Source organism: Pseudomonas sp. R9.37 (assembly GCF_963878885.1).
Classification (GTDB): Bacteria; Pseudomonadota; Gammaproteobacteria; order Pseudomonadales; family Pseudomonadaceae; genus Aquipseudomonas.
In genome coordinates, this window is record NZ_CAWNZA010000032.1 from 53,278 (window position 1) to 79,553 (window position 26,276).

Sequence of the window (26,276 nt, forward strand, 5' to 3'; positions counted from 1 at the left end):
TGACGATCAGCATCCGTCACCAGGATCTAGCCTCTCAGAACACTCTCTGAAGGGAGGCAATGGAATGCCTGATCACGCGACCTCACACCGCCTGCGCATCGGCCGATTCAGCGAATCAAATCGCACCTACCTGATCACCACCAACACCCACGAACGCGTACCAATATTCAGCGACTTTCACCTCGGTCGCCTGGTGGTCTGGCAGTTCAGATTGGCCCAGTACCAAGGGCTGGCTAACTCCCTGGCCTGGGTGGTGATGCCTGACCATTTTCACTGGCTGATCGAACTGAAAAAAGGCTCGCTGGGGGACCTTCTGTGCCAGGTGAAATCCAAAAGCACTCGGACTGTGAACGGTGCCACGGGCCGCAAGGGGCGGCTGTGGCAGACCAGCTTTCATGATCGTGCGCTGCGCAAGGAAGACGACTTGGTGAAAATGGCCAGGTATGTTGTCGCCAACCCTCTGCGGGCCGGGTTGGTGAAGCGCATTGGCGACTATCCGCTGTGGGGTGCGGTTTGGGTATAGAGCCGGGACCGAGTCGTCGCCTTCGCGAGCAAGCCCGCTCCCACATTTAATCTGTGAACACGGTCAAAAAACTGTGGGAGCGGGCTTGCTCGCGAAGGGGCCAGCCCAGTCATCTCAAATCAAGCAGACACCCCCGCATCCGCCAACAACCCCACCCCCTCAATCGCCGTAATCGCGCACTGCTCATCAATATCCGAAGTGTCCCCACTGATCCCGATCGCCCCCAGTACCGCCCCCGCCTGATCCCGAATCAACACGCCGCCCGGCGCGGGCACCACGCTGCCCTGCCCGAGGCTGTTCAACGCCGCGATAAATGCCGGGCGCTGCTGCGCATCCAACGCCAGCAAACGCGACCCCTTGCCCAGCGCAATCGCGCCCCAGGCCTTGCCGATGGCGATTTGCGGGCGCAGCAGGCTGGCGCCGTCTTCGCGTTGCAGGGTGACCAAGTGGCCGCCGCTGTCGAGCACCGCAATGGTCAGCGGCGCGGCGCAAATGGTGCGGCCTGCGGTGAGGGCCTGGCTGGCCAGTTGGGTGGCGAGTTTCAAGGTTAAAGCGCTCATGGGTGCCGTCCTTCTTTTGTTATTGGGAAAGGGTTGAAGTCTGTTTGATCAGAAGCTCGATCAAACAAATAGAACACAATGAAATTATTTTTTGTATACAATATTTCCGCACAAAGGCTCCATACGTCGAAAAAAGCTATCCAGACCTGCGTAAAGGCCAGTTTATAAAATGCATTGACCTGCCCCGCTCGCCGTGAATACACTTCGACCAGAAACCACTTGTATACAATTACAAAACGCAAGAGGCACCAAAACCATGAGCAAAATGAGAGCAATCGAAGCCGCCGTCCTGGTGATGCGCCGTGAAGGCGTGGACACCGCCTTCGGCATTCCAGGCGCCGCCATCAACCCGCTGTATTCGGCCTTGCAGAAGGTCGGTGGCATCGATCACGTCCTTGCTCGCCACGTTGAAGGCGCCTCGCACATGGCCGAGGGCTACACCCGCACCAAGGCCGGCAATATCGGTGTGTGCATCGGCACCTCGGGCCCGGCGGGCACCGACATGGTCACCGGCCTGTACAGCGCCTCGGCCGACTCGATCCCGATTCTGTGCATCACCGGCCAGGCCCCGCGTGCACGCATGCACAAAGAGGATTTCCAGGCCGTCGACATCACCAGCATCGTCAAGCCGGTGACCAAGTGGGCGACCACCGTCCTGGAGCCGGGCCAAGTGCCTTACGCGTTCCAGAAAGCCTTCTATGAAATGCGCTCCGGCCGCCCAGGCCCGGTGCTGATCGACCTGCCATTCGACGTGCAGATGGCCGAGATCGAATTCGACATCGACGCCTACCAGCCGCTGCCCCTGGCCAAACCATTGGCCACGCGCATCCAGGTCGAAAAAGCGTTGGCGCTGCTGGACCAGGCCGAACGGCCATTGCTGGTCAGCGGTGGCGGCGTGATCAACGCCGACGCCAGCGAACTGCTGGTGGAGTTCGCCGAGTTGACCGGCATCCCGGTAATCCCGACGCTGATGGGCTGGGGCACGATCCCGGACGATCACCCGCAGATGGTCGGCATGGTCGGTCTGCAAACCTCGCACCGTTATGGCAACGCGACGCTGCTCAAATCGGACGTAGTGCTGGGCATCGGCAACCGCTGGGCCAACCGCCACACCGGCTCGGTGGAGGTGTACACCGAAGGGCGCAAATTCATCCACGTCGACATCGAGCCGACGCAGATTGGCCGTGTGTTCACCCCGGACCTGGGCATCGTTTCCGATGCCGGCTCCGCCCTGACGATGTTCATTGAAGTGGCCCGCGAGTGGAAAGCCGCCGGCAAACTCAAGGACCGCAGCGCCTGGCTGCACGACTGCCAGGAGCGCAAGGCCACCCTGCACCGCAAGACCCACTTCGACAACGTGCCGGTCAAGCCGCAACGCGTGTATGAAGAGATGAACCAGGTGTTCGGCAAAGACACCTGCTACGTCAGCACCATCGGCCTGTCGCAGATTGCCGGCGCGCAATTCCTGCACGTCTACAAGCCACGTCACTGGATCAACTGCGGTCAGGCCGGTCCCTTGGGCTGGACCATTCCGGCCGCGCTCGGTGTGGTCAAGGCTGACCCGAGCCGCAAAGTGGTGGCGCTGTCGGGCGACTATGACTTCCAGTTCATGATCGAAGAGCTGGCCGTGGGCGCGCAGTTCAAGCTGCCGTACATCCACGTGGTGGTGAACAACTCCTACCTCGGGTTGATCCGCCAGGCCCAGCGCGGGTTTGAGATGGACTACTGCGTGCAGCTGTCCTTCGACAACCTCAACGCCCCGGAACTCAATGGGTATGGCGTCGATCACGTGGCCGTCGCCGAAGGCCTGGGGTGCAAGGCACTGCGTGTATTCGAACCGGACCAGATCGCCCCGGCGCTGCGCAAGGCCAAGGAAATGATCGAAGAATTCAAGGTTCCGGTGATTGTTGAGATTATTCTGGAGCGCGTGACCAATATTTCCATGGGCACCGAGATCAACGCCGTCAACGAATTCGAAGATCTGGCCCTGGTCGGCAACGATGCGCCGACTGCCATTTCCCTGCTCGATTAAGGAGAACCCTATGCCGCGTTTTGCCGCCAACCTGTCCATGCTGTTTACCGAGCAGGACTTTCTCGCCCGTTTCAAAGCGGCTGCCGATGCCGGCTTCCAGGGGGTCGAGTACCTGTTCCCGTACGAGTTCAGCTCCGCCGAGATCAAGGCGCAACTGGACGCCAACGGCCTGACCCAAGTGCTGTTCAACTTGCCGGCCGGTGACTGGGCCAAGGGCGAACGCGGCGTGGCGTGCCACCCGGACCGGGTCGAGGAGTTCCGCGCCGGGGTCAAGCTGGCCATCGCCTACGCCCAGGTGCTGGGCAATACCCAGATCAACTGCCTGGCCGGCATCCGGCCGCAAGGCGTTGACGACCAAACCGTGGAAAAAACCTTTGTCGCCAACCTCAAGTACGCCGCCGACAAGCTGCAAGCCGCGGGCATCAAGCTGGTCATGGAGATGATCAACACCCGTGACATCCCAGGCTTCTACCTCAACAACACGGCGCAGGCCCTGTCGATTCGCGAGCAGGTGGGCAGTGCCAACCTGTTCCTGCAATACGACATCTATCACATGCAAATCATGGAAGGCGATCTGGCCCGGACCATGGCCGCGCACCTGGGTGAGATCAACCACATCCAGCTGGCGGACAACCCGGGGCGTAACGAGCCGGGAACCGGGGAGATCAACTATCGCTTCCTGTTCGAGCATCTGGACCGCATTGGTTATACGGGTTGGGTCGGCTGTGAATACAAGCCGTTGACCACCACTGAAGCGGGTCTTGGCTGGCTCAAGAGCCACAACGCTATCTGATTGAACAAACACGGACCAAATGTGGGAGCGGGCTTGCTCGCGAAAGCGGTGTATCAGTCGACATCAATGCTGAGTGTCAGACTGCCTTCGCGAGCAAGCCCGCTCCCACATTGGATCTCCTGTGTTTAGACGGCCGTGCCAGGCCCGTACACCTAATAAAAAGAGGATTTTGATCATGGCTAAAATCGGATTTATCGGCACCGGCATCATGGGCGAACCCATGGCGGCGAACCTGCAGAAAGCAGGTCACCAACTGTTCCTCTCCGAACACCACGGCAAAGCCCCGCAGGCCCTGATCGACGCGGGCGCAGTGGCCCTGGCCAACCCGCAGCAAGTGGCGCAGGAAGCCGAGTTCATTATCGTCATGGTGCCCGACACCCCGCAGGTCGATGACGTGCTGTTCCGCAAGGATGGCGTCGCGGCCGGCCTGTCGCCGAACAAGGTGGTGATCGACATGAGTTCGATCTCGCCCACCGCCACCAAGGGGTTCGCGGCGAAGATCAACGAAACCGGCGCGCAGTACCTCGACGCCCCGGTGTCCGGTGGTGAAGTCGGCGCCAAGGCCGGCACCTTGAGCATCATGGTCGGTGGCGAGCCGCAGACCTTCGAACGCGCTTTGCCCCTGTTCCAGAGCATGGGCAAGAACATCACCCTGGTCGGCGGCAACGGCGATGGCCAGACCGCCAAGGTCGCCAACCAGATCATCGTCGCGCTGAATATTCAGGCGGTGGCCGAAGCGCTGCTGTTCGCCTCGAAAAACGGCGCCGACCCGGCCAAGGTGCGTGAAGCGCTGATGGGCGGCTTTGCTTCCTCGAAGATTCTGGAAGTGCATGGCGAGCGCATGATCAAAGGCACCTTCGATCCGGGCTTCCGCATCAACCTGCACCAGAAGGATTTGAACCTGGCACTGGCCGGTGCCAAGGAGCTGGGCATCAACCTCCCGAACACCGCCGGTACGCAGCAGGTGTTCAGTACCTGCACGGCGATTGGCGGCGGCAATTGGGACCATTCGGCGCTGATCAAGGGCCTGGAGCACATGGCGAATTTTTCGATTCGCGATAAGTAACCCACACCGCTCCTCCCGTTGAAATGCGGTCGAATGTGGGAGCGGGCTTGCTCGCGAATGCGCCAGGTCAGTCAGCACGGATGTTGAATGAAAGACCGCATTCGCGGGCAAGCCCGCTCCCACATTTGATCGCATTCCACATTCGACATTGATGCACCTCTAATAACAAAAATTTCCGGGAGCCCGCTTATGTCGGTCGATCCGCAACACCTGCTTCGCGAGCTGTTTGCCACAGCCATCGACGCCGCCCACCCCCGGCAAGTGCTTGAACCTTATCTGCCCGCCGACCGCAGCGGCCGTGTGATCGTGATCGGCGCTGGCAAAGCCGCGGCGGCCATGGCTCTCGTGGTCGAGGAGTGCTGGCAAGGCGACGTCTCGGGCCTGGTGGTCACCCGCTACGGCCACGGCGCACCGTGCAAAAAAATCGAAGTGGTCGAAGCCGCACATCCGGTGCCCGATGCCGCCGGCCTGGCGGTGGCCAAGCGCGTGCTGGCACTGATCGGCAACCTCACCGAAGACGACCGCGTGATCTTCCTGCTCTCCGGTGGCGGTTCGGCCTTGCTGGCGCTGCCCGCCGAAGGCATTACCCTGGCCGACAAGCAGACCATCAACAAAGCCCTGCTCAAATCCGGCGCGACCATTAGCGAGATGAATTGCGTGCGCAAGCACCTCTCGGCGATCAAGGGCGGGCGCCTGGCCAAGGCGGCTTGGCCGGCAACGGTCTACACCTACGCGATCTCCGACGTGCCGGGCGATCAGGCCACCGTCATCGCCTCCGGCCCCACCGTCGGCGACCCAAGCACCTCGCAGCAAGCCCTGGCAATCCTCAAGCGTTACAGCATCGACGCGCCCGCTTCGGTGCGCAGCTGGTTGCAAGACCCCGCGTCGGAAACCGTCAAGCCCGGCGACCCGGTGCTCGCGCGCAGCCACTTCCAACTGATCGCCCGCCCACAGCAGTCGCTGGAAGCCGTGGCGGTGAAAGTGCGTCAGGCCGGGTTCAGCCCGCTGATCCTCGGCGACCTCGAAGGCGAAGCGCGGGACGTGGCCAAGGTGCACGCCGGCATTGCCCGGCAGATCGTGCAGCATGGCCAGCCGCTGGCGGCACCGTGCGTGATCCTCTCCGGCGGTGAAACCACCGTCACCGTGCGCGGCGATGGCCGTGGTGGGCGCAATGCCGAGTTCCTGCTCAGCCTCACCGACAGCCTCAAGGGCCTGCCCGGCGTCTACGCCCTGGCCGGCGACACCGACGGCATCGACGGTTCGGAAGACAACGCCGGCGCGATCATGACCCCCACCAGCTACGCCCGCGCCGAAGCCTTGGGCCTGTCGGCCAGCGACGAGCTGGACAACAACAATGGCTACGGCTATTTCGCCGCCCTCGACGGCTTGATCATCACCGAGCCGACCCGCACCAACGTCAATGACTTCCGCGCCATCCTGATTCTTGAGACTGCCAAACATGACGCCTGACAAGAAGGTCAAAATCCTCGCCACCCTGGGCCCGGCCACCGACGGCATCGATGACATCCGCGAGCTGGTGGAGGCCGGGGTGAATATCTTTCGCCTCAACTTCAGCCATGGCGACCACGCCGATCATGCCCAACGCTACCAGTGGATTCGCCAGGTGGAGCGCCAGCTCAATTACCCGCTGGGCATCCTGATGGACCTGCAAGGGCCGAAGCTGCGCGTCGGCACGTTTGCCGAGGGCAAGGTGCAACTGGTGCGCGGCCAGGCGTTGCGTCTGGACCTGGACCCAACGCCGGGCGATCAATGCCGGGTCAACCTGCCCCACCCGGAAATCATCGCGGCGCTGGAGCCGGGCATGGACCTGCTGCTCGATGACGGCAAGCTGCGCCTGCGGGTGATCACCAAACATGCCGAGGCCATCGACACCACCGTGCTCAATGGCGGTGAACTGTCCGACCGCAAAGGCGTGAACGTGCCGCAAGCGCTGCTGGAACTCAGCCCGCTGACCGCCAAGGACCGCCGCGACCTGAGCTTCGGCCTGGAGCTGGGCGTGGATTGGGTGGCGCTGTCATTCGTGCAGCGCCCGGAAGATATCCGCGAGGCCCGCGAGTTGATCGGCGACAAGGCGTTTTTGATGGCCAAGATCGAAAAGCCGTCCGCCGTCCTACGCTTGCAGGAAATCGCTGAGCTGAGTGACGCAATCATGGTGGCCAGAGGCGACCTGGGCGTGGAAGTGCCCGCCGAAAGCGTGCCGCAAATCCAGAAAGACATCATCAGCACCTGCCGCCAGCTGGGCAAACCGGTGGTGGTGGCCACGCAAATGCTCGAATCCATGCGTTTTTCGCCTGCACCAACCCGCGCCGAAGTGACGGATGTGGCCAACGCGGTGGCCGAAGGCGCAGACGCGGTGATGCTGTCGGCGGAAACCGCTTCGGGTGAATACCCGCTGGAAGCCGTGCAGATGATGAGCAAGATCATCCGCCAAGTGGAAAACGGCCCGGACTACCAGACGCAGCTGGACGTCAGCCGGCCGAAGGCGGACGCCACGGTGTCAGACGCGATCAGCTGCGCGATTCGGCGTATCAGCAGCATTCTGCCGGTGGCGGTGCTGGTCAACTACAGCGAGTCCGGCAGCTCCAGCCTGCGCGCGGCGCGGGAGCGGCCGGTGGCGCCTATCCTCAACCTCACGCCGAACCTGTCCACGGCGCGGCGCTTGAGCGTGGCGTGGGGCGTGCATTCGGTGGTCAACGATCGACTGCGCCAGGTGGATGAGGTGTGTTCCACGGCGCTGGAGATTGCTCAGGCGCAAGGCATGGCGCAGCGCGGGGATACGTTGGTGATTACGGCGGGGGTGCCGTTCGGGCAGCCGGGGTCGACCAACTCGTTGCGCATCGAGACGTTGATTTAGCGTCTGTAAGTGCCTCATCGCGGGCAAGCCCGCTCCCACATTTTGATCTGCAATGCGTTCAAATGTGGGAGCTGGCTTGCCTGCGATTGGGGACGACTCTGTCTCACTGACTAACCACCATGCACAACCCAACCTGCCCCGACTGGGCCGAAGCCCTGCTCAACGGTTTCAGCCAGATCTTCCTGCAACGCCAGCCACTGTGTGGCTTGCTGTGCCTGCTGGCCATCCTGATCGGCGCCCCGGCCTTATTCGGCGGCGCATTATTGGGTGGTGTCGCCGGTTTGCTCACGGCCCAGCGCCGGGGTTATCCCAAGGCCGAACGCCAAGCTGGCCTTTACAGCTACAACGGCGTGCTGCTGGGCTTGCTGATCAGCCAGCACTTCGCCTGGTCGGCCTTATTGCCGCCGCTGATCCTGGCGTGCGGCGGCCTGAGTGCGATGCTCACGCGGCAATGGTTGAAACACGCCACTGCGCCGCATGACTTGCCCGCCTACACCGCGCCCTTTGTGGGCCTCGGCTGGTTGCTGGTGGGCACAGTGCCTGACAGCACATTCACGCTCACCGAACCCGACACCCTGGACGTGCTCACCGCGCCGTTCACCGGGCTTGCGCAAATCATGCTGCTGGACCGGCCGATGGCTGGCGCGCTGATTGCGCTTGGCCTGTTGCTGGCCAACCGCCGCGCCGCGCTATGGGCACTCACGGGCGCCGCTACCGGCGTGTTGATCGCCCTGTGGCTGGACGAACCGGCCAGCGCCCTCCTCGGTCTGCACAGCTATAACCCGGCGCTGGCCGCGCTGGCGTTAAGCCAGTCATGCCGCCGCCCCTGGCAGCCACTGCTCGGCATCCTTCTGGCGGTCATCCTCACGCCCGGTTTCACCGCCCTGCACCTGCCCGCATTGACGGCGCCATTTGTCCTGGCCTGCTGGCTGGTACACGCCAGCCAGCGGATGTTCAAAGCCCGCGTGGACAGCCCGTTCGAATCCCCCTAGGCTTGCCCGATATTCGATTTGGGCGGGTTTTATGGACAGCAACAACGACTGGCGTCAGCGCCTCTATGTAATGGTGTTCCAAAGCGACACCGTGGCCGGCCGGCGCTTCGACAGCACCCTGTTGCTGATCATCCTCGCCAGCCTGGTGATCGTGATCCTCGACAGTATCCAGACCGTCCACGATAACTACGCCGACGTGCTGGCCTATATCGAGTGGGGCTTTACCGTCATCTTCGCCATCGAATACGGCCTGCGGCTGTATTGCTCGCCCAAGCCGTTGCGCTATGCGTTCAGTTTTTATGGGCTGGTGGATTTACTCGCCATCGTGCCCGGCATCCTCGCGCTGTATTACAGCGACGCGCAGTACCTGCTGATCATCCGCATCATCCGGATGCTGCGGATTTTCCGCGTGCTCAAGCTCAGCCCGTACCTCAAGCAAGCCAACTATCTGATGGCGGCGCTGCGTGGCAGCAAGCAGAAGATCGTGGTGTTTCTGCTGAGCGTGTGCACCCTGGTGACCGTATTCGGCACGCTGATGTACGTGATCGAAGGCCCGGAACACGGGTTTACCAGTATTCCCAAAGGCATCTACTGGGCGATCGTGACGCTGACCACCGTGGGCTTTGGCGACATCGTGCCGAAGACTCCGCTGGGTCAGGTCATCTCGTCGCTGGTGATGATCACGGGTTATTCGATCATCGCCGTGCCCACGGGGATCTTTACCGCTGAATTGGCCAGTGCCATGCGCGGCGAACAGCTGCAGCACGATTGCCCGGTGTGCCAGAAAGACAACCACGAGCCCAACGCAGCGTTTTGCTCGCGCTGTGGCAGCAATCTGTTTCGTAAAGTGGAATAAGCAAAGTTCGTTTTAATCTTTAAACGTCTATACGGGCGCGGCTATAGTCGGTGGCAAAATGCCCCCACTCAATCGACAACCTTCTCGAACAACAAGGAATGAGCAGTGAAAAAACTCGTTAGCGCCTCTTTACTGGCCGCCGGCCTAGCCCTGGCGGGCGCCGTGCAGGCTGCCCCCGTCACACTGCTCAACGTCTCCTATGACGTGATGCGCGACTTCTACAAAGACTATAACGCCGCCTTCCAGAAGCACTGGGAAGCCGAGCACCCGAACGACAAGCTGACCTTGCAGATGTCCTTCGGCGGCTCCAGCAAACAGGCGCGCTCGGTGATCGACGGCCTGCCGGCTGACGTGATCACCATGAACATGGCCACCGACATCAATGCCCTGGCGGACAACGGCAAGCTGGTGCCGGACAACTGGGTCACCCGCCTGCCGAACAACAGCGCGCCGTTTACCTCCGCCACGGTGTTTATCGTGCGCAAGGGCAACCCCAAGGCCCTCAAGGACTGGCCGGACCTGCTCAAAGATGGCGTGCAAGTGATCGTGCCCAACCCGAAAACCTCGGGTAATGGCCGCTACACCTACCTGTCGGCCTGGGGTTATGTGCTCAAGAACGGCGGCGATGAAGACAAGGCGAAGAAGTTCGTTGGCGAACTGTTCAAACACGCGCCAGTGCTGGACACCGGCGGCCGTGCAGCCACCACCACGTTCATGACCAACCAGATCGGCGACGTGCTGGTGACCTTTGAAAACGAGGCAGAAATGATCGCGCGTGAGTTCGGCCGTGATCAGTTCGAAGTGATCTACCCAAGCGTTTCCGCCGAAGCGGAGCCACCGGTGTCGGTGGTCGACAAAGTGGTTGAGAAAAAAGGTACCCGCGTGGCGGCCGAAGATTACTTGAAGTACCTGTGGTCGCCTGAAGGTCAGGAAATCGCAGCCAACAACTACCTGCGTCCCCGCGACCCGAAGGTGTTGGCCAAGTACACCGACCGCTTCCCGAAAGTCGACTTCCTGTCGGTGGAGAAGACCTTTGGTGACTGGCGCACCGTGCAGAAAACCCACTTCAATGATGGTGGGATTTTTGATCAGATCTACAGCGGTCAGTAACTGAATAAATGCGGTAAACAATGTGGGAGCGGGCTTGCTCGCGAAGGCGGTGGTTCAGTCGATTGATTCGATGACTGACACTGCGCTTTCGCGAGCAAGCCCGCTCCCACATTTGGCTCTGTGTTTTGGCCGTTACATCGGCGGTGTCACGCCGTCCTTACCGGCCGAAATCGCCTGAGCGGTAACCGTCCCATCCGCCGCCTGCGATGCAAACATCACCACCTTCACACCGGGCTTCAACAAACTGCGATCCCCTGGCTCCAGGTTGACGATCGGCACATCATCCGGCACCACAATCTTCTGCTCGCCGCCTTTGTACTTCACGGTCAAGGTGCGCCCGTTGCTGACCACCAGATCGCCGACGGTGCCGTTGGTCATGCTGCTGCCTTCTTTCAAGTCAAACGCACGGTGCCCATCGCCCGTGCCGGCCATGGCCGGTGGAAACACGTGAACTTCCAGGGCAGTCAGGGTGCCATCGGCATTCGGCATGGCGGCCGACCCGATGTAGCTGCCGGGCTTGATTTCATCAATCTTGGCCAGGGTGACGGCGCGGACCTGGGTGTCCTTGGTCAGGTGCACGGTGACGTCTGCACCGCTGTTGACCTTGACGTGCATTGCGTCGCCATCGATCGCCGTAATGGCGCCGCGCACACCGACCCGCGGAGCCTCGGCGGCATTGGCCAAGCCAATGGCCATGGCGGCGGCCAGGGTTGAAGCCAGGATCATCTTGTTCAGCGAAATTTTCATGAAAGTGGATTTCCTGTTTCGGCAGTTGTGACTGAATGTATCATTGCCGTTCGACTCAAAAGTTAACGATTCAGTCATTAATTTGCGGCATGAGTGTTATCACCCCCAGCGCCCTACTCCGGCCGTGCGATTGTCTTTACTCTCGCACGCCCTCTTCCTTCGCTTTAACGAGAACACCATGAACGCTACCCCACACGCTTCAAGCACCATGACCCGAGGCATGGTGATGCTGTTTGCGTTCTGTTGCGGCGCCATTGTTGCCAACATCTACTACGCCCAACCGATCATCGAACTGATTGCACCCGACATTGGCCTGACGCCGGCGATGGCCAGCCTGATCGTGTCCCTGACACAAATCGGCTACGCCTTGGGCCTGTTTTTCCTGGTGCCGCTGGGTGACTTGCTGGAAAACCGCAAGCTGATGATCGCCACCACCGTGTTGGCCATCGCCAGCCTACTGGGTGCTGCCTTTACCGAGCAGCCGAATTTGTTCCTGCTTGTGTCGTTGCTGATCGGCTTCAGTTCTGTCTCGGTGCAAATCCTGATCCCGCTGGCGGCGCACCTGGCGCCCGCCGAATCCCGGGGCCGCGTGGTTGGCAGCATCATGGGCGGCCTGTTGCTCGGCATTCTGCTGGCACGGCCGGTGTCCAGCGTGGTGGCCGACCACTTCGGCTGGCGCGCGATGTTCATGGCCGCCGCGGCATTGATGGCCTTCATCAGCGTGGTCCTGCTGATGACCATCCCCAAGCGCCAGCCCGACCACAGCGCCAGCTACGGCCAGCTGCTGCGCTCCCTTGGCACGCTGCTGCGCCAGCAACCGGTCCTGCGCCAGCGCGCGTTCTACCAGGGTTGCATGTTCGCCACGTTCAGCCTGTTCTGGACTGCCGCCCCGCTGGAACTGTCGCGCAACCACGGCTTGAGCCAAAGCGAGATCGCGCTGTTCGCCCTGGTCGGTGCCTTGGGCGCCATCGCCGCGCCTATCGCTGGCCGCCTGGCCGACGCCGGTCACACGCACCGCGCTTCGCTGCTGGCGATGCTGTTTGCCGCCTTGAGCTTTTTGCCGGCCTTCGTGCATCCGCTGTACAGCGTGATCGGCCTGGCCGTCACCGGTGTGGTGCTGGACTTCTGCGTGCAGATGAACATGGTCCTCGGCCAACGCGCCATCTACGCCCTCGACGCCAACAGCCGCAGCCGCTTGAACGCGCTGTACATGACCAGCATCTTCATCGGCGGCGCCTTCGGCTCGGCGATTGCCAGCAGTGTGTATGAACACGGCGGCTGGCTGGGCGTGATGCTGGTGGGCAGTGCGTTCCCACTGGTGGCGTTGTTGCGGTTCCTGAGTGCATCGCGCACGGTGGCCGTTGCCACAGCCTGACCGCAACCAGGCGCGCACCAACTTCTCCAGGGCCGCATCCGCCAGAAATGACGAGCGGCTTTTAACCTTGTGCTCGCGCACATAGCGGTCGATTCGTTGGTTGCATGAATGCTCTGCTCAACACTGAAACAGCCCGGCGCGTTCCTGATGCTTTTGACGGTGCCCAGGGGCACGTCCTTCCTGGGATGCGGCACCAGGATCGTGTACGGGTTATAACGGTGAGTAAAAATAGGATGGCTGCCGGTGAGCCGATCCAGCACCCAACCCGCGTCTTGCAGCTCCTTGATCAATAACCCGCTTTGCACCTCAGCCTCCTTGGCCCGGCTTGATAAACGTAACCCTAGAGTTATTTACTCAAGCGCAGATTGCTTTAACAAGAGTGACGGCTGTATGCCTAAAGAGTGGAAATAAGCGGTGTTTATTCCCGCAGGGCATAATTGCTATGCGCCTCACCCTGCTTCTTCGCCCGCCCCGCCACGCCCATTATCCCTCCCGCCAACTCGGCTTATCTCCTGAGGGAATATCGCAATGACACTTCAAGCCACACTTGATGCCTTCCGTGCTGACTTCAAAGCCGGCAAGCCTCCCTACAACGCGCCGGCGCATATCCATCCGATCATGGAACGCGCCACAGCCGAGCTGATTGCGTCCGGCGCCGCACAGCGTGCGTTGAAGGTGGGTGACAAGGCGCCGTTGTTCAGTCTCAAGGATGCCAACGGTACGTGGGTGTCCTCAGCCGATCTGTTGGCCAACGGCCCCTTGGTGCTGACGTTCTACCGCGGCGTGTGGTGCCCGTATTGCAATATGGAGCTGCAAGCGCTGCAAACCTTTTTGCCGACGTTGAAAGACCACGGCGCGAGCCTGCTGGCCCTGTCGCCGCAGACTGCCGCCAACAGCCGTAAATCCGAACGCATCACCGAGCTGGGTTTCCCGATCCTCAGCGATACCCACAACGACGTTGCCGATGCATTCGGCCTGCGCTTTCAACTGCCGGACTACCTGATCGAACTCTACAAGGCCCTGGGCAACAACTTGCCGCTGATCAATGACGACCCGGCCTGGACCCTGCCGATGCCAGCGCGCTACGTGATCGGCCAGGACAGCGTGATTCGTTACGCCGAGGTCAACCCGGATTACACTCAACGCCCAGAACCGTCGGCGATGCTCGACGCCCTTACCCAATAACCCAAGGACACCCGATGGACCGCCTCACCGCCATGGAAACCTTCGTGAACGTGGTCGAAACCGGCTCGTTCTCAGCTGCCGCCAAACGCTTGGGGATAGGCCAGCCTGCTGTCTCCAAAAGCATCGCGCAATTGGAGGCGCGCCTGGCGGTGCGGTTGGTGCTGCGCTCCACGCGCGGCCTGACACCGACCGAGGCAGGCCTGGCGTTTTTCGAAAAAGCCAGGCGCGCCATCGACGAAGCCAACGAGGCCGACGACGCCGCACGCGGTGCAGGCGCCGGGCTGTCGGGCAACTTGCGCATCAGCGCCGCAACCACCTTCGCCCGGTTGCACCTCATTCCTCACCTGGGCCCGTTCCTGGCGCAATACCCCGCCGTGAACGTCGAAGTGGTGCTCAACGACCACAGCCTCAACCTGGTGGAAGAAGGCATCGACGTCGCCCTGCGCATGGGCAACTTGAGCGACTCGGGCCTTACCGCCCGCAAGATCGGCCAATCCCCGCGGCAAATCCTCGCCACCCCGGCCTACTTCGAACGCTGTGGCGAGCCGACCACCCCGGCGGATTTGCTGCAACACCAGGCAATCATCTACAGCCTGGGCGGCGGCTCAAACTGGACGTTCAGCCAGGGCGACAGTCACTACCCGGTCGTCGCCCGCGGCCGCATCCGCGTCACCGCCGCAGAGGGCGTGCGCGCCGCGGTGCTGAACCATTTGGGCCTGACCATGGCATCGACCTGGATGTTTGCCCCGGAACTGGCCAGTGGTGAGGTCAAGCCCGTTCTGACTGACTGGCAACTGCCGCCGATTGATTTATGGGCAGTGTTCCCCACTGGCAGGATGGCGAGTGCCAAGGCACGCGCGTTTGTGGAGTACGTGCAAACCCTGATCAGCGCCGATGCGCAGTCAGGCCAAGCACATCCTGGGGCTTGATCAAACGCGCGCTCTTGATCAGGAAGTCAGACTGGCGGTGGCCCAGCAGGTCGATGCCCACAGCGTAGCGGCCGCTCTGTGGGTGGTAGTTGATCACGGTGTCGCCAACGCGCCCCGTGTAGTCTTGCACCAGGCGCAAGGGGGTTGCGTACTGTTTGGCCAGTGCCCTCAGATCGACAGTGTCCTCGCCACTGGCGAAATCCATGAGCACATCGGCATCGTGACCGGTCGAGTCACTGGCCTGGTCATATTTGAACGTGTTTCTACCGCCCACACCCCAGAGCACATCGCCGCCAGCACCGCCAGTGAGGACGTTGTCCACCGCGTTGCCGATGAGCGTGTCCTGGCCGGAGCCGCCAATCGCATTCTCCACGACAACGTCCCTGGCGATGGCGACGTTGTTGCGCAGACCGCCCACACTGGAGGCGGAGTTATGGCGCAAATCGATGGTTTGGTGATGCTCGAAACCGGAAAAATCCAGGGTGTCATTGCCACCCGCGTCCTGTACCAGGAAACGCGGCGCGCCGCTGCCGGCATGCAGGCTGCTTGAGCGGTCACCGCTGTTGGCGTTGAAGCCATAGACGGTATCGTGCGCCTTGAGGCCCGATGGAAGCCCCGGCGTGGAGCTGCGTTGGCGTTTGAGGCCCGTCAGCCCAAGCCCGGACCCGGTGCCCGTGACAATGTCACGGGCGCGAATCCTCCCCACACTTTTGAGAAACAAATCGGCTTTGCCCTGGCCGGTAAGGTCAAGGCTCAAGCTACCAGCGCCACTGCTCTGGTCATGGCTGAGGACGATCTCGCCGGCTCGTCCCGTGAACTGCTCAACCACGTAAAAATGCCTGATGGAGGTATTTTTCAACAGGCCGGAAAGATCGATCCTGTCGGTGCCACTGGTGAAATCCAGAATCTCGTCTGGCTGGCCAAGCGTAGAATCGCTCGCCCTGTCGTACACAAAAACATCCGCGCCGCCACCGCCGCGCAACCTGTCCGCGCCCGCGCCACCGCGGAGCCTGTTGCCCACCTCGTTGCCGTTGATTTGGTCGTTGCCCGAACCGCCGACAGCGTTTTCCAGCGTAACGCCTTTGGCGATGGATACATTGCCCCTCAAGCCGCCCACACTGGAAAACGACTCAGCGTGCAGGTTGATGACCTGATCCTGGGAAAACCCGGAAACGTCCAGCGTGTCATTGCCGCCCCCATCCCAAATGCAAAAGATCGGCGCATCGTTCGCGGACTCAAGGCTCAAGTGATCACGGCCCGTGTTGGAGTTGAACCCGTAGGTCGTGTCGGTAGGTCGCGTATTGACATTGGCACCGTAGAGTTTTTGTATCGCGCCAATGTCATCTTTCATCGGCACGCACGGATGGCGCCGTTGGAAGTCATGGCCCGGTTGATTGGTTTCATCCCAATAACTCATTACGCTGCAGGCCTTGGTGTCTTGCTCGTATGCGGTCTGTGCATAGGTGTGCACTCGCTTGCCATATTCGCCAGGGTGACCAAGGCCCAGGGCGTGCCCCAACTCATGAACTGCGGTAAATAAAAAGTAATCGCCGTGCGCGGGGACTTCGCGAGCGCCCTGCGTTCCAATGGTGGTTTTCATGTCACCGTAATACTGATTGGGTAACTGTGACACGCCACCACTGGTACGAGGATCGGCTGCAATGGTTATTGAGCCGTCGGCGCAGGTTGAATTTTCTTTGAATATAATCGTGGTCACGTCTTGCCACATTTGAAGTACCTGGCGAATGGACACTTTTTGTTGGGCAGAGAACTTTTCGTCAAGGGTAAAAGACAACTCGATTTTACCGTCGCCATCGCGATCGTAATGGCGATAGCCTCCCCGCAGGATCTGGTTGGCGGCCTCCTGCGTGCCAAAAGCGGGCTTCTGGGCTGGCGCCATGGAGACGTGGGCAGGGTGTGTGAAAGCCGGTGCACTGGATTCAGGCAATTTAGACTGATGTAGATGATGGGCAACAAATGAAGAGGCAACGCGCATATAACATCCTTTGAAAACATTAAGCCGACCCGAAACAGGGCGCAGGACGCGGCAACCTACTTAACCGCCAAACTAACCTCCCACATCAAAAAACCGCGCACCAGCCCTGACTATGTTTCACGCCCAAACATATAACAACTGGATACATACACTTCACATCCACACACAAGAATAATCATATACGCGCACTACACACTCAAACCCTCGCCCGAAAACAGGGACTTTAAAACACTGTAAAACATATAAAGTTTAGAAAACCCTCACGCGTCAAGCTCGGCATGGAAACAAAACCCTACACACTTGATCGCCTGGAAGCGGCTCACGTTACGGATATAGGCCTGCACATTCAAACCGTGGGATGCGCCCATTCAGCGACGGCCAGTAACCGCATTGGCGAGCATCGGCCCAGACGCTCGGCTGGCGCAATAATTCGCGCAGCGCTTGCGATGCGATGTTCAACGCGAGCGCTTGGCCAGGGCAGTGGTGTTTGCCAACGCCAAAGCTGAACAAGCGCCGGCCGGGTCGCTCAAGCAGAATGCTGTCCGGGTCAGGGTTTGCATCGGGGTCCCGGTTCGCAGCGGCCAGCAACACGAGAACGGTATCGCCCTTCTCTAGAAAGCGATTGCCAATCGAGCAGGGCCCGACCGCAAATCGCCGCGTGTTCTGCACCGGCGAGTCATAGCGGGCCACCTCCTCCACCAGCGCTGGCACCAAAGCCGGCATGCGCTGGATGTGCGCCAGCAGGTCAGGCCGCCGGGCGAGTGTGACCAGCGTATTGCCAATCAGGCCGGCACTCGCTTCACACGTCTGGGAGAGCAAGCCTATCAGGTTAGGCGTCAATGCATTCGGGTCACCCCACTCGCCGTGGAGAAGCTGCTCAAGCAACCCGGTCTGCTCGAGCACTGCACCGAACAGCTGCCCCAGGTGTACAGCGCCAGCATCGGCGGCGCGCAAATGAGCCTGGCTGCTCAGCGGCGAAAGACACGCGACAAAATCCCGGGTCAGCGCGGCGACTCTGTGCAACCGCTCGCCAGGCACACCCAACAGCGAACCCACCACAGCGACCGGCAACGTAAACATCCACTCATCGAGGCTGTGCAGGCGCCTGCTGACTTGCGTCACCACCCTGGCGATATGCACCGCGTCCAACCTGGCCAGTGCAGGTTCGACCACCGCCCTGGGGCACTGGTGGGCCGCGCCCTCGTTCATGCGCATCAACCTGGCGAACACCTGACCCGCCGCACCGTTCGCGATCGCCGCAGGCACCGGCTCGTGTGACGGGCGTACCAGGCAGTCAGGGTGCGTCAGCACGGCCTCGACAGTCCTGGCGCTACTGGCGATCCACAGTCCCATTCCAGCATCGAACGACAGCTCATCGTTGCGCCTGAGGGCCGCGTAATAGGCGTAAGGGTCGGCATGGGTCGCGGCTTGCAGCGGTGTCATCGGGCACGTCCTGTTTGCAAAAGAAGCGTTACTATCTGGCCTCTCACACGGCAACGATTCGCTCAGGAACGAAATATGCACGCTCAGGACGAGGACACGGCGCTTTCACACGTGGCGGGTGCGATTGCGGAGCCCGCACGAACGAAAATGCTCTGTTCGCTGATGGATGGCCACGCACGAACCAGCACCGAGATGGCGGCAATTGCCCAGGTCAGCGCCTCGACCGCCAGTGCCCATTTGGCCAGGCTCAAGAACGATGGCCTGCTTACGCTGCACACCCAGGGACGTCATCGCTATTACAGCCTGGCTGGGCCGCACGTGGCGCAGGCCATCGAGGGCCTGATGGTGATCAGCCGCCACACCAGCAGGGGTTTCGTCTCGACCACGCCCACGCGTTTGCAGTTTGCGCGCACCTGCTACGACCACATGGCCGGTACCCTGGCCGTGCACCTGCACGACCATTTCATCGCCAGCGGCTGGTTGATGGGCGACGGCGCTTACCAGCTAAGCGCGGCAGGTGAACAAACCATGACCGAGCTGGGCATCGATGTGCCCGCACTGCGCACGCAGCGCCGACGTTTCGCCTGTTCGTGCCTGGACTGGAGCATGCGCCGCCCGCACCTGGCCGGTGCTTTGGGCGCGGCATTGCTGCAAAGTGTTATCCGCCGCGGATGGGTGACCCAGGACCTGGACAGTCGCGCGTTGGGGTTGACGGCCAAGGGACGCAAGGCGCTGGCAAGCCGATTTGGAATGGATATCTGCAGACAATAAAAATCACAATGTGGGAGCGGGCTTGTTCGCGAAAGCGCAGGGTCAGTGAAGAATCCCTCAACTGACACACCGCATTCGCGAGCAAGCCCGCTCCCACAGACGTCATGCCGTGTTCAAAGCACCCGGCCATCCCACGCCACTGTCACATGCCTGGGCAACTCGCGCCGATGTTCCAGCAACCACGCGTCCAGCGTATGCCCCACGTGCGTCAGTACGCCCAATTGCGCACCTGTTTGCTCAATGCTGCGCAATGCCAGCGTCACGTCATTGTGATTGCGCGGTGCTTGGGGCTGCGGCGGCATGGAGCAATCGAGCACCAACACCTCCAGTGGCGCGCGTTGCAGCCAGGCCAGGGTGGCAGGCGGCAGGCCGACCGTGTCGGTGAGGTAGGCGATGCGCCGACCTTCGCCTTCCAGCAGATAACCGAAGGTGGGTTTGGAGTGGTGCAACGGCAGCGCCGTCACGCGCAACTCGCCAAATTCGCGGGTTTCGAATGCGCCAAACGGCTGGCTGAAATCCAGAATCCCCGGGTGCTTGTAAAGGTCGGACAACCCTTGCGGGTCCGCCGGCCCGTGCACCGGAATCACCAGCCCCTGGCCCCAGCGCAAATGCAGCAAACCTTGCGCATGGTCAGCGTGGTAGTGGGTCTGGAAAATCCCGTTGAAACTGCGCGGCGGGAAGCGTTCGGTCAGGTCCGGCAAACCGCTGTCGATCAACCAGCGCTGGTCGCCACATTCGATCAACGCGCTGCACGGTCGGCGGCGTAACCCTTCATCGCTGCGCGCCAGGGCGCAGGCAGCGCATTCGCAGCCGTACACCGGAACTTGCCGCGCGTCACCGGTGCCAAGCAAGGTCAGGCGCATGCCGAGTGCCCGTGATCCAGGCAGCACAGCAAGCGCTCGACGGTATGCACCAGCGGGCCGGAGTTATCCAGCACCAACAGCCCTGCACCATTGCCGGCGATCAGGTCTGCGGTGAACCGTGCATTGCGTGCCAGGCGCTCCTCGATATCGGCCAACGACTCACGCCCCCGCGCGATCAAGCGCTGGCGCAACACGGTTTGATCGACCGTCAGCAACAGCACCAGCACCGAGGGATAGCGTTCGCGGGTTTGTGCCAGGTGCGCGCGGGACCCATTGACCAGCACGTCTTCCCCCGCCGCCAGCCAGTCGTCGATCACACGCGGGATGCCGTACGACAACCCATTGGCGTGCCAGCTGAGGGCAAACGCGCCCTCGGCCTGCATCGCGGCGAACTGCTCCGGGCTCACACCCTGGGCCGCCTCGCCCACCGCCTCGGCCGAACGGGTAATCACGCGGCGCACAATGCGGCAGCCGCGTTCGGCCAAGCGCGGGCGGGCGGCATCCAGCAGGCTGTCCTTGCCCGAACCCGATGGCCCGATGAGATAGATCAACCTGCCTGCCATCAAAACACCCTCTTCGCTTGTCGCCACACTTGTTGCACCACGGGCAGCCCTTCGCGGCGTTTGGCCTGGACCAGGTCAGCGCGCAGGCCCACCGCAATTTCACCGCGATCGGTCAGGCCCGCCGCGTGCGCCGGTGCCAGGCTGATCATCTTGACCGCGCGCGCCAGGTCGCCGCCGTCCTGCTCATCGGCCAGCACGAACGCGGCCTGCAACAGGCTGGCCGGGTAGTAGTCGCTGGAAAGTATATCCAGCAATCCCTGCGCAGCCAGGCCGGCGGCGGCCACATTACCCGAGTGTGACCCGCCGCGCACCACGTTCGGCGCGCCCATCAACACTTTCATGTTCAGCGCCCGGCAGCCCTGGGCTGCTTCAAGCGTAGTGGGGAATTCGGCGATGGTCATGCCGTAGCGCGCCGACTCTTCAACATGCGCCAACGTCGCGTCATCGTGGCTGGCCACCGACAACCCACGCCCCAGGCAATGTTCGACGATGGCCGCGCGATAGCGGTCGCTGTACTCGCGGGAGTTGGCCATTTGCAACACGATAAACGCGTCCATGGTTTCGTCGTTGAGGTGGTACTTGCCCATGTAGTACTCACGGTACTTGGATTCAAGCACGAACTGGCGCTGGCCCGGCGAATGGTCCATCACCGACACCAGACGCACCAGCGGGTTTTCCACCAGGTCGCGGAACACGCTCAGGGTGTCCGGGTGGCACAGCTCGCAGCGCAGGTGCAAGTGGTGCTCGGCGCGGGTCAGCCCGGCGCCTTCTGCCGAGGCGATGGCGTCGAGCATCGCCGGCAGTTTCTTCATGCGGTTGCCCTTGGGGTTCACATCGCCGATGGACACCGCGTCGAACACCGTGGTGATGCCCGCCGCGATGATCTGCGCGTCATGGCTGAGCACCGCCGAGGTCGACGGCCAGTCCACGCCGGGGCGCGGGGTCATGTGTTTTTCCAGGTTGTCGGTGTGCAACTCCACCAGCCCCGGCAGCAGGCAATCACCGCCCAGGTCCTGGGCCTGGGGCAACTGGCTGCGGCCTTCGGCAATGTCGACGATCTGGCCGTCGCGCAGCACCACCGAACCGAGGAACACACGCTCAGCCGTAACGACCTGGGCATTACTGAGGATCTGTTCAGCGGGCATGTTCATATTCCTCTGCGGCAACGGGCGTGGGGGTCATGTCGAAATGGCGGTCGGCGACCGCTTCACGGGCGGCGCGGTCGTGGAAGATGCCGATCAGTGCGGCGCCGCCAGCCTTGGCTTCGTTCATCAGTTCCAGCACCACCTGGCGATTGTTGTCGTCAAGAGACGCGGTGGGCTCGTCCAGCAGCATCACCGGCCACTCGACCATGAAGCCACGGGCGATATTCACGCGCTGCTGCTCGCCACCGGAGAAGGTGCCGGGCGCCAGTTGCCACAGGCGTTGGGGAATATTCAGGCGCGTCAGCAAGTGTTCGGCGCGGGACTGCGCATTGGCCTTCGACCAACCACGGGCGAGCGCGGGCTCCATCACCACGTCCAGGCAGGCCACGCGCGGAATGACGCGCAGGAATTGGCTGACGTAACCCAGGGTTTGCTGGCGCACCTGCAAAATGTCGCGCGGCTCGGCGCCGACCAGCTCCAGCCACTCACCGGCATGCCTTACGCGAATGCTGCCACCTGCCGGCAGATAGTTGCCGTACAGCGTGCGCAGCAAGGTGCTTTTACCCGCGCCGGACTGGCCGTGCAGCACCAGGCATTCGCCGCCCTGCACGCTGAAATCCACGCCGCGCAGCACGTTGAGCACCACGCCGTTCTGCTGGTGCAAGGTGAAGGTTTTCGAGAGGTCGCGAACCTCGATCAAGGCATTCATCATGGCTGCAATACCGAAGACACCAGCAGTTGAGAGTAAGGGTGCTGTGGATCGTCGAGGATCTGGTCGGTGAGCCCCGTTTCCACCACGCGCGAACGGCGCATCACCATCAGGCGGTCGGCCAACAGACGGGCCACGGCCAGGTCATGAGTGACAATCACCACCGCCAAATCCAGCTCACGTACCAGGCCGCGCAGCAGGTCGAGCAAACGCGCTTGCACCGACACGTCCAGACCGCCGGTGGGTTCGTCCATGAACACAAGCCGTGGGCTGGAGACGAGGTTGCGGGCGATTTGCAGGCGCTGCTGCATGCCGCCCGAGAAGGTGCGTGGCAGGTCATCGATGCGCTGCGGGTCGATTTCCACCTGGCCCAGCCAATCCAGACCGGCGCCGCGCAGTTGCGCATAGTTGCGCACGCCCTGGGCCATCAGACGCTCGCCAATATTGGCGCCGGCCGACACACCCATGCGCAGGCCGTCACGGGGGTTCTGCTCGACAAAGCCCCACTCGGTGCGCAGCAAGGTGCGGCGCTCGGCTTCGCTGGCGCTGTAGAGGTCGAGCCATTCACCGTCCTTGCTGCGGTAGCCAATGCTCCCGGCTTGCGGTGGCAAACGCCCGCTCAGCAGCGAGAGCAAGGTGGATTTGCCTGAGCCGGACTCGCCGACAATTCCCAGTACCTCACCGGGGTACAGATCAAAGCTCACGCCCTGGCAGCCCTTTTCCGGGCCGTAAAGCAAAGACAGGTCGCGCACGTGCAATAACGGCTGGCTCACTGGTTGTTCTCCTTCACGCGCTGGGCGCAATACCAGGTGTCGGAACACACAAAACTCTGGGTACCGGCGTCGTCGAGAATCAGCTCATCGAGAAACGACTCGTGGCTGCCGCAGATCGCGCAGTTGTGTGCCCACTTCTGCACCTCGAACGGGTGGTCTTCAAAGTCGAGGCTGGTGACTTGGGTGTACGGCGGCACTGCGTAGAGGCGCTTTTCACGCCCGGCGCCAAACAGCATCAGTGCCGGGCTCATGTCGAGCTTGGGGTTGTCGAATTTGGGGATCGGCGATGGGTCCATCACGTAGCGCTCATCGACCATTACCGGGTAGGCGTAGCTGGTGGCGATGTGGCCGAAAGTGGCGATGTCTTCGTAGAGTTTTACGTGCATCACCCCGTAATCGTTGAGCGCGTGCATGGTGCGCGTCTCGGTTTCCGACGGTTCGATAAAGCGCAGCGGCTCCGGGATGGGCACTTGGTAGACCATGATTTGGTCGGCCTGCAGCGGCGTTTCCGGGATGCGGTGGCGGGTCTGGATCACGGTCGCCTCCGGCGTGGCTTGGGTGGTGGCGACACCGGCCGTGCGCGCAAAGAAGCGCCGGATCGACACGGCGTTGGTGGTGTCGTCGGCGCCCTGGTCGATGACCTTGAGCACGTCATCGGCGCCGAGGATCGCGGCGGTCAATTGCATGCCGCCGGTGCCCCAGCCGTACGGCAACGGCATCTCGCGGCCCCCGAACGGCACTTGGTAACCGGGGATGGCCACGGCCTTGAGCAAGGCGCGGCGGATCATGCGTTTGGTCTGCTCGTCGAGGTAGGCAAAGTTGTACGCCGGGTCACGCGCAGGTGTTTGAGTCAGGTCATTCATGGCGCGTGCCCTCTGCCGGTTGGCGCAGTTTGCGGATCAGTTCCAGCTCGGACTGGAAGTCCACGTAGTGAGGCAATTTGAGGTGCGAAACAAAGCCCGCGGCCTCGACATTGTCGCAATGGGCCAGCACGAACTCTTCGCGCTGAGCCGGCGACACCACCTCTTCGTTGTATTCCTCGGCGCGCAGCGAGCGGTCCACCAGCGCCATGCCCATCGCCTTGCGCTCGGCATGCCCGAACGCCAGGCCATAGCCACGCGTGAACTGCGCCAGCTGCGTGGCCGAACCAACGAACTGGTTGACCATCTCGCACTCGGTCACTTCGATGCTGCCCAGGCACACCGGGAAGCCCAGTTCTTCGGGGTCGATCCACACCTCTACGTCGCCAATGCGAATCTCGCCGGCAAACGGGTGATTGCGTCCATAGCCGCGTTGGGTCGAGTAACCCAGCGCCAACAGAAACCCCTCATCGCCACGGGCCAGGGCTTGCAGGCGCTCGGCGCGGCTGGCCGGGTATTCCAGCGGGTCGCGGGTGATGTCGGCGACGCTGGCGTTGTCGTCAGCTTCGTTCTGGATCAGGCCTTCTTTGGCGAGCAAACCGAGCACCCGTGGGCAGGCTTCGATGCGCGCATCCGCCGTGGTTTGCGGGCCTGGGTATGCACCTTCGGCCAGCAGCGAAAAATCCAGCAGCCGGTGGGTGTAATCGAAGGTCGGGCCGAGCAGCTGGCCGCCGGGCACGTCTTTGAAGGTGGCCGACAGGCGTCGACTCAATACCATGTGCGCCGTATCAATCGGCAGGCTCGGGCTGAAGCGCGGCAGCGTGGTGCGGTAGGCGCGCAGCAAGAAGATTGCTTCCACCAGGTCGCCCGCCGCTTGCTTGATCGCCAGCGCGGCAAGTTCTTCGTCGAACAGCGAGCCTTCGGTCATCACCCGCGCCACGGCCAACGGCAGTTGTTCGCGGATTTGTGCAACGCTGAGTTCGGGAATGGCGGTATCGCCCCGGCGTTTTTTCGCCAGCAGGCGGTGGGCATTGTCGATGGCTTGCTCGCCACCTTTGACGGCTACGTACATCAGGCGTGCTCCTGTGCAATGCGGCTGCTGCGTGGCAGGCCAATCAGGTGATGACCTGCGCTGAACACCACGTCCAGGCCACGCGGGAAGGCTTCGCGGCGTTGGCGTTCCAGCCAGAAATCCTGCGGCACCGGCAGGTTCACCCGGCGTTGCGTCTTGATGCCGGGGCCATGCCAGTGCAGGCCGCGACCGGACTCCAGATCGGTAAGCTGAACCAGCAAGGTGCAGGACTGGTCGGGGTAACGGTCGTTACCGTGGTCGAAGCCGCTGAGGTCGAGCAGGTCTTGTTCGCCGAGCAACGCAAAGGCCGCTTCTTCGCGCTTATCCGTCAGTGGGCAGCCGCAGTGAAAGGCCAGGTTGGCGCGGATCAGCGGCGTGTCGAAGGTCGGCGCCAGCCACACTGGCGTGTCCCCATCCAGCAGCGCCAGGCACAGTGCGTAGGTGGCGGGTGCCAGGCCATCCAGGCGCGGCGCTGAAGGCAAGTGCTGGATCAGGCCCGGTTCGGCCAGGGCTTTGAGCGCCGCGCGAAAACCGCGCTGGGCATCGAGTACCGGGTCGACAAACGCCGGTTGCAACAGGTGCGCATTCATCAGTTTTCTCCTCGCACCAAGGTGAAGAACTCAACCTTGGTGGCGGCAGTGTCGGCTTCTTTTTGCGCGCGGCGTTTGGCTTGGGCAGCGGCCAGCGCGGTGATCAAATCGCTGAGCCACAGGCTCGGTTGCGTGCCTTGCAGGTGCGCGTCGGCCAGGGCGGCCAACTCGGCGTGGGCTTTGTCGCGCCCGGCCAAATAGCTGTAGCCGGTGCGGCCGTCAGCCAGGCGCACCACGCAACGGGTCACGCTCATTTCACCGACGTTGAAGGCGGCGCCATCCCCGCCCATGCGGCCACGCACTAACGTCATGCCGATTTCAGGGGCGCGAATCAGCTGGTACTCGGCGTCCTTCAAAGCCGCTTCGTGAGGTTGCAATTCATTGAGCTGGGCGCGGGCAAGCACACCCATCCAATGCTGACGCGGGGACAGGTTCATCGGGGTCTCCA

Annotated in this window: 26 protein-coding genes and 2 pseudogenes; 13 read left to right on the plus strand and 15 right to left on the minus strand. The window is 62.1% G+C overall.

Translation table 11 applies throughout. The features are described 5' to 3' along the window. Positions 1–64 precede the first annotated feature (64 nt). Entirely contained in the window at positions 65–523 is a 459-nt protein-coding gene (locus tag AACU78_RS15945; protein ID WP_106576757.1) for an REP-associated tyrosine transposase, read from the plus strand. 119 nt (positions 524–642) lie between these two features. Here AACU78_RS15945 and AACU78_RS15950 read toward each other — a convergent pair whose 3' ends face one another. After that, a complete protein-coding gene (locus AACU78_RS15950; RefSeq protein WP_106576758.1) occupies positions 643–1,083 on the minus strand; it encodes a GlcG/HbpS family heme-binding protein in 441 nt (146 codons plus the stop codon). Positions 1,084–1,339: 256 nt separating this feature from the next. Here AACU78_RS15950 and gcl point away from each other — a divergent pair, with 256 nt between their 5' ends. The 8 genes from gcl to AACU78_RS15990 all read left to right on the plus strand — a co-directional run bounded on the left by gcl (position 1,340) and on the right by AACU78_RS15990 (position 10,807). Further along, positions 1,340–3,115 carry a glyoxylate carboligase gene (gcl, locus tag AACU78_RS15955; protein WP_106576759.1) on the plus strand — a complete coding sequence of 592 codons (1,776 nt, stop codon included), beginning with the start codon at positions 1,340–1,342 and terminating at the stop codon, positions 3,113–3,115. Between the two features lie 10 nt (positions 3,116–3,125). Continuing rightward, the gene (gene hyi, locus AACU78_RS15960) at positions 3,126–3,908 is read left to right on the plus strand and encodes a hydroxypyruvate isomerase (protein WP_106576760.1); all 783 of its coding nucleotides are present in this window, start codon (positions 3,126–3,128) and stop codon (positions 3,906–3,908) included. 175 nt (positions 3,909–4,083) lie between these two features. Then, positions 4,084–4,974: a 2-hydroxy-3-oxopropionate reductase gene (locus AACU78_RS15965; protein WP_106576761.1), complete on the plus strand. Its 891-nt coding sequence runs from the start codon at positions 4,084–4,086 to the stop codon at positions 4,972–4,974. Between the two features lie 189 nt (positions 4,975–5,163). Next, positions 5,164–6,444: a glycerate kinase type-2 family protein gene (locus AACU78_RS15970; RefSeq protein ID WP_106576762.1), complete on the plus strand. Its 1,281-nt coding sequence runs from the start codon at positions 5,164–5,166 to the stop codon at positions 6,442–6,444. Beyond that, on the plus strand, positions 6,434–7,849 hold the full coding sequence (gene pyk / locus AACU78_RS15975; RefSeq protein WP_106576763.1) for a pyruvate kinase: 1,416 nt from the start codon (positions 6,434–6,436) through the stop codon (positions 7,847–7,849). The genes AACU78_RS15970 and pyk overlap by 11 nt, the downstream gene beginning before the upstream one ends. A 119-nt stretch (positions 7,850–7,968) precedes the next feature. After that, positions 7,969–8,841: an urea transporter gene (locus AACU78_RS15980; RefSeq protein WP_106576764.1), complete on the plus strand. Its 873-nt coding sequence runs from the start codon at positions 7,969–7,971 to the stop codon at positions 8,839–8,841. A gap of 31 nt (positions 8,842–8,872) precedes the next feature. Beyond that, the gene (locus AACU78_RS15985) at positions 8,873–9,697 is read left to right on the plus strand and encodes an ion transporter (protein ID WP_106576765.1); all 825 of its coding nucleotides are present in this window, start codon (positions 8,873–8,875) and stop codon (positions 9,695–9,697) included. Positions 9,698–9,802: 105 nt separating this feature from the next. Beyond that, the gene (locus tag AACU78_RS15990; protein WP_106576766.1) at positions 9,803–10,807 is read left to right on the plus strand and encodes a sulfate ABC transporter substrate-binding protein; all 1,005 of its coding nucleotides are present in this window, start codon (positions 9,803–9,805) and stop codon (positions 10,805–10,807) included. A 132-nt stretch (positions 10,808–10,939) separates the two neighbouring features. Here the strand turns inward: AACU78_RS15990 and AACU78_RS15995 are convergent, their stop codons facing one another. After that, positions 10,940–11,554, minus strand: a complete 615-nt coding sequence (locus AACU78_RS15995) for a DUF5666 domain-containing protein (protein WP_106576767.1) — start codon at positions 11,552–11,554, stop codon at positions 10,940–10,942. A gap of 178 nt (positions 11,555–11,732) precedes the next feature. Between AACU78_RS15995 and AACU78_RS16000 the strand changes: the two genes are divergently transcribed. Next, a complete protein-coding gene (locus tag AACU78_RS16000) occupies positions 11,733–12,929 on the plus strand; it encodes an MFS transporter (protein ID WP_106576768.1) in 1,197 nt (398 codons plus the stop codon). A 12-nt stretch (positions 12,930–12,941) separates the two neighbouring features. On the opposite strand, the pseudogene AACU78_RS16005 reads toward AACU78_RS16000, so the two are convergent. Both AACU78_RS16005 and AACU78_RS16010 read right to left on the minus strand, forming a co-directional pair. Beyond that, positions 12,942–13,028, minus strand: a pseudogene (locus AACU78_RS16005) (type II toxin-antitoxin system HicB family antitoxin); the annotation flags it as partial. A 26-nt stretch (positions 13,029–13,054) separates the two neighbouring features. Continuing rightward, positions 13,055–13,234, minus strand: a pseudogene (locus AACU78_RS16010) (type II toxin-antitoxin system HicA family toxin); the annotation flags it as partial. A gap of 223 nt (positions 13,235–13,457) precedes the next feature. Between AACU78_RS16010 and AACU78_RS16015 the strand changes: the two are divergent. Together AACU78_RS16015 and AACU78_RS16020 are read left to right on the plus strand one after the other, a co-directional pair. Further along, complete coding sequence (locus AACU78_RS16015) at positions 13,458–14,114, plus strand: peroxiredoxin-like family protein (protein ID WP_106576769.1); 657 nt, start codon at positions 13,458–13,460, stop codon at positions 14,112–14,114. 14 nt (positions 14,115–14,128) lie between these two features. After that, a complete protein-coding gene (locus AACU78_RS16020) occupies positions 14,129–15,043 on the plus strand; it encodes a LysR family transcriptional regulator (protein ID WP_106576770.1) in 915 nt (304 codons plus the stop codon). On the opposite strand, the gene AACU78_RS16025 is transcribed toward AACU78_RS16020, so the two are convergent. Together AACU78_RS16025 and AACU78_RS16030 are read right to left on the minus strand one after the other, a co-directional pair. Then, entirely contained in the window at positions 15,000–17,039 is a 2,040-nt protein-coding gene (locus AACU78_RS16025) for a M10 family metallopeptidase C-terminal domain-containing protein (RefSeq protein WP_106576771.1), read from the minus strand. The two genes, AACU78_RS16020 and AACU78_RS16025, sit on opposite strands and share 44 nt — an antisense overlap. Before the next feature lie 324 nt (positions 17,040–17,363). After that, positions 17,364–18,482, minus strand: coding sequence for a cytochrome P450 (locus tag AACU78_RS16030; protein WP_106576772.1), 1,119 nt, complete (start codon positions 18,480–18,482; stop codon positions 17,364–17,366). A gap of 75 nt (positions 18,483–18,557) precedes the next feature. Here AACU78_RS16030 and AACU78_RS16035 point away from each other — a divergent pair, with 75 nt between their 5' ends. Beyond that, positions 18,558–19,253: an ArsR/SmtB family transcription factor gene (locus tag AACU78_RS16035; RefSeq protein WP_106576773.1), complete on the plus strand. Its 696-nt coding sequence runs from the start codon at positions 18,558–18,560 to the stop codon at positions 19,251–19,253. A gap of 113 nt (positions 19,254–19,366) precedes the next feature. On the opposite strand, the gene phnP is transcribed toward AACU78_RS16035, so the two are convergent. Genes phnP through phnG form a run of 9 tightly spaced genes read right to left on the minus strand, consistent with a single transcriptional unit; the run spans position 19,367 to position 26,265 of the window. Next, positions 19,367–20,116 (minus strand): phosphonate metabolism protein PhnP, encoded by a 750-nt coding sequence (phnP, locus tag AACU78_RS16040; protein ID WP_106576774.1) that lies wholly within the window; start codon positions 20,114–20,116, stop codon positions 19,367–19,369. Then, on the minus strand, positions 20,107–20,679 hold the full coding sequence (gene phnN / locus AACU78_RS16045; RefSeq protein WP_106576775.1) for a phosphonate metabolism protein/1,5-bisphosphokinase (PRPP-forming) PhnN: 573 nt from the start codon (positions 20,677–20,679) through the stop codon (positions 20,107–20,109). Before phnN ends, phnP begins: the two co-directional genes overlap by 10 nt. After that, on the minus strand, positions 20,679–21,824 hold the full coding sequence (locus AACU78_RS16050) for an alpha-D-ribose 1-methylphosphonate 5-triphosphate diphosphatase (protein WP_106576776.1): 1,146 nt from the start codon (positions 21,822–21,824) through the stop codon (positions 20,679–20,681). Before AACU78_RS16050 ends, phnN begins: the two co-directional genes overlap by 1 nt. Beyond that, on the minus strand, positions 21,814–22,533 hold the full coding sequence (phnL, locus tag AACU78_RS16055; protein ID WP_106576777.1) for a phosphonate C-P lyase system protein PhnL: 720 nt from the start codon (positions 22,531–22,533) through the stop codon (positions 21,814–21,816). The genes AACU78_RS16050 and phnL overlap by 11 nt, the downstream gene beginning before the upstream one ends. Further along, positions 22,533–23,342, minus strand: a complete 810-nt coding sequence (phnK, locus tag AACU78_RS16060; RefSeq protein WP_164487974.1) for a phosphonate C-P lyase system protein PhnK — start codon at positions 23,340–23,342, stop codon at positions 22,533–22,535. The genes phnL and phnK overlap by 1 nt, the downstream gene beginning before the upstream one ends. Then, positions 23,303–24,169, minus strand: coding sequence for an alpha-D-ribose 1-methylphosphonate 5-phosphate C-P-lyase PhnJ (locus AACU78_RS16065; RefSeq protein WP_106576779.1), 867 nt, complete (start codon positions 24,167–24,169; stop codon positions 23,303–23,305). The genes phnK and AACU78_RS16065 overlap by 40 nt, the downstream gene beginning before the upstream one ends. After that, positions 24,162–25,238: a carbon-phosphorus lyase complex subunit PhnI gene (locus AACU78_RS16070; RefSeq protein ID WP_106576780.1), complete on the minus strand. Its 1,077-nt coding sequence runs from the start codon at positions 25,236–25,238 to the stop codon at positions 24,162–24,164. Before AACU78_RS16070 ends, AACU78_RS16065 begins: the two co-directional genes overlap by 8 nt. Continuing rightward, complete coding sequence (gene phnH / locus AACU78_RS16075) at positions 25,238–25,828, minus strand: phosphonate C-P lyase system protein PhnH (RefSeq protein WP_106576781.1); 591 nt, start codon at positions 25,826–25,828, stop codon at positions 25,238–25,240. Before phnH ends, AACU78_RS16070 begins: the two co-directional genes overlap by 1 nt. Then, positions 25,828–26,265, minus strand: a complete 438-nt coding sequence (gene phnG, locus AACU78_RS16080; protein ID WP_106576782.1) for a phosphonate C-P lyase system protein PhnG — start codon at positions 26,263–26,265, stop codon at positions 25,828–25,830. Before phnG ends, phnH begins: the two co-directional genes overlap by 1 nt. Positions 26,266–26,276: the final 11 nt, after the last annotated feature.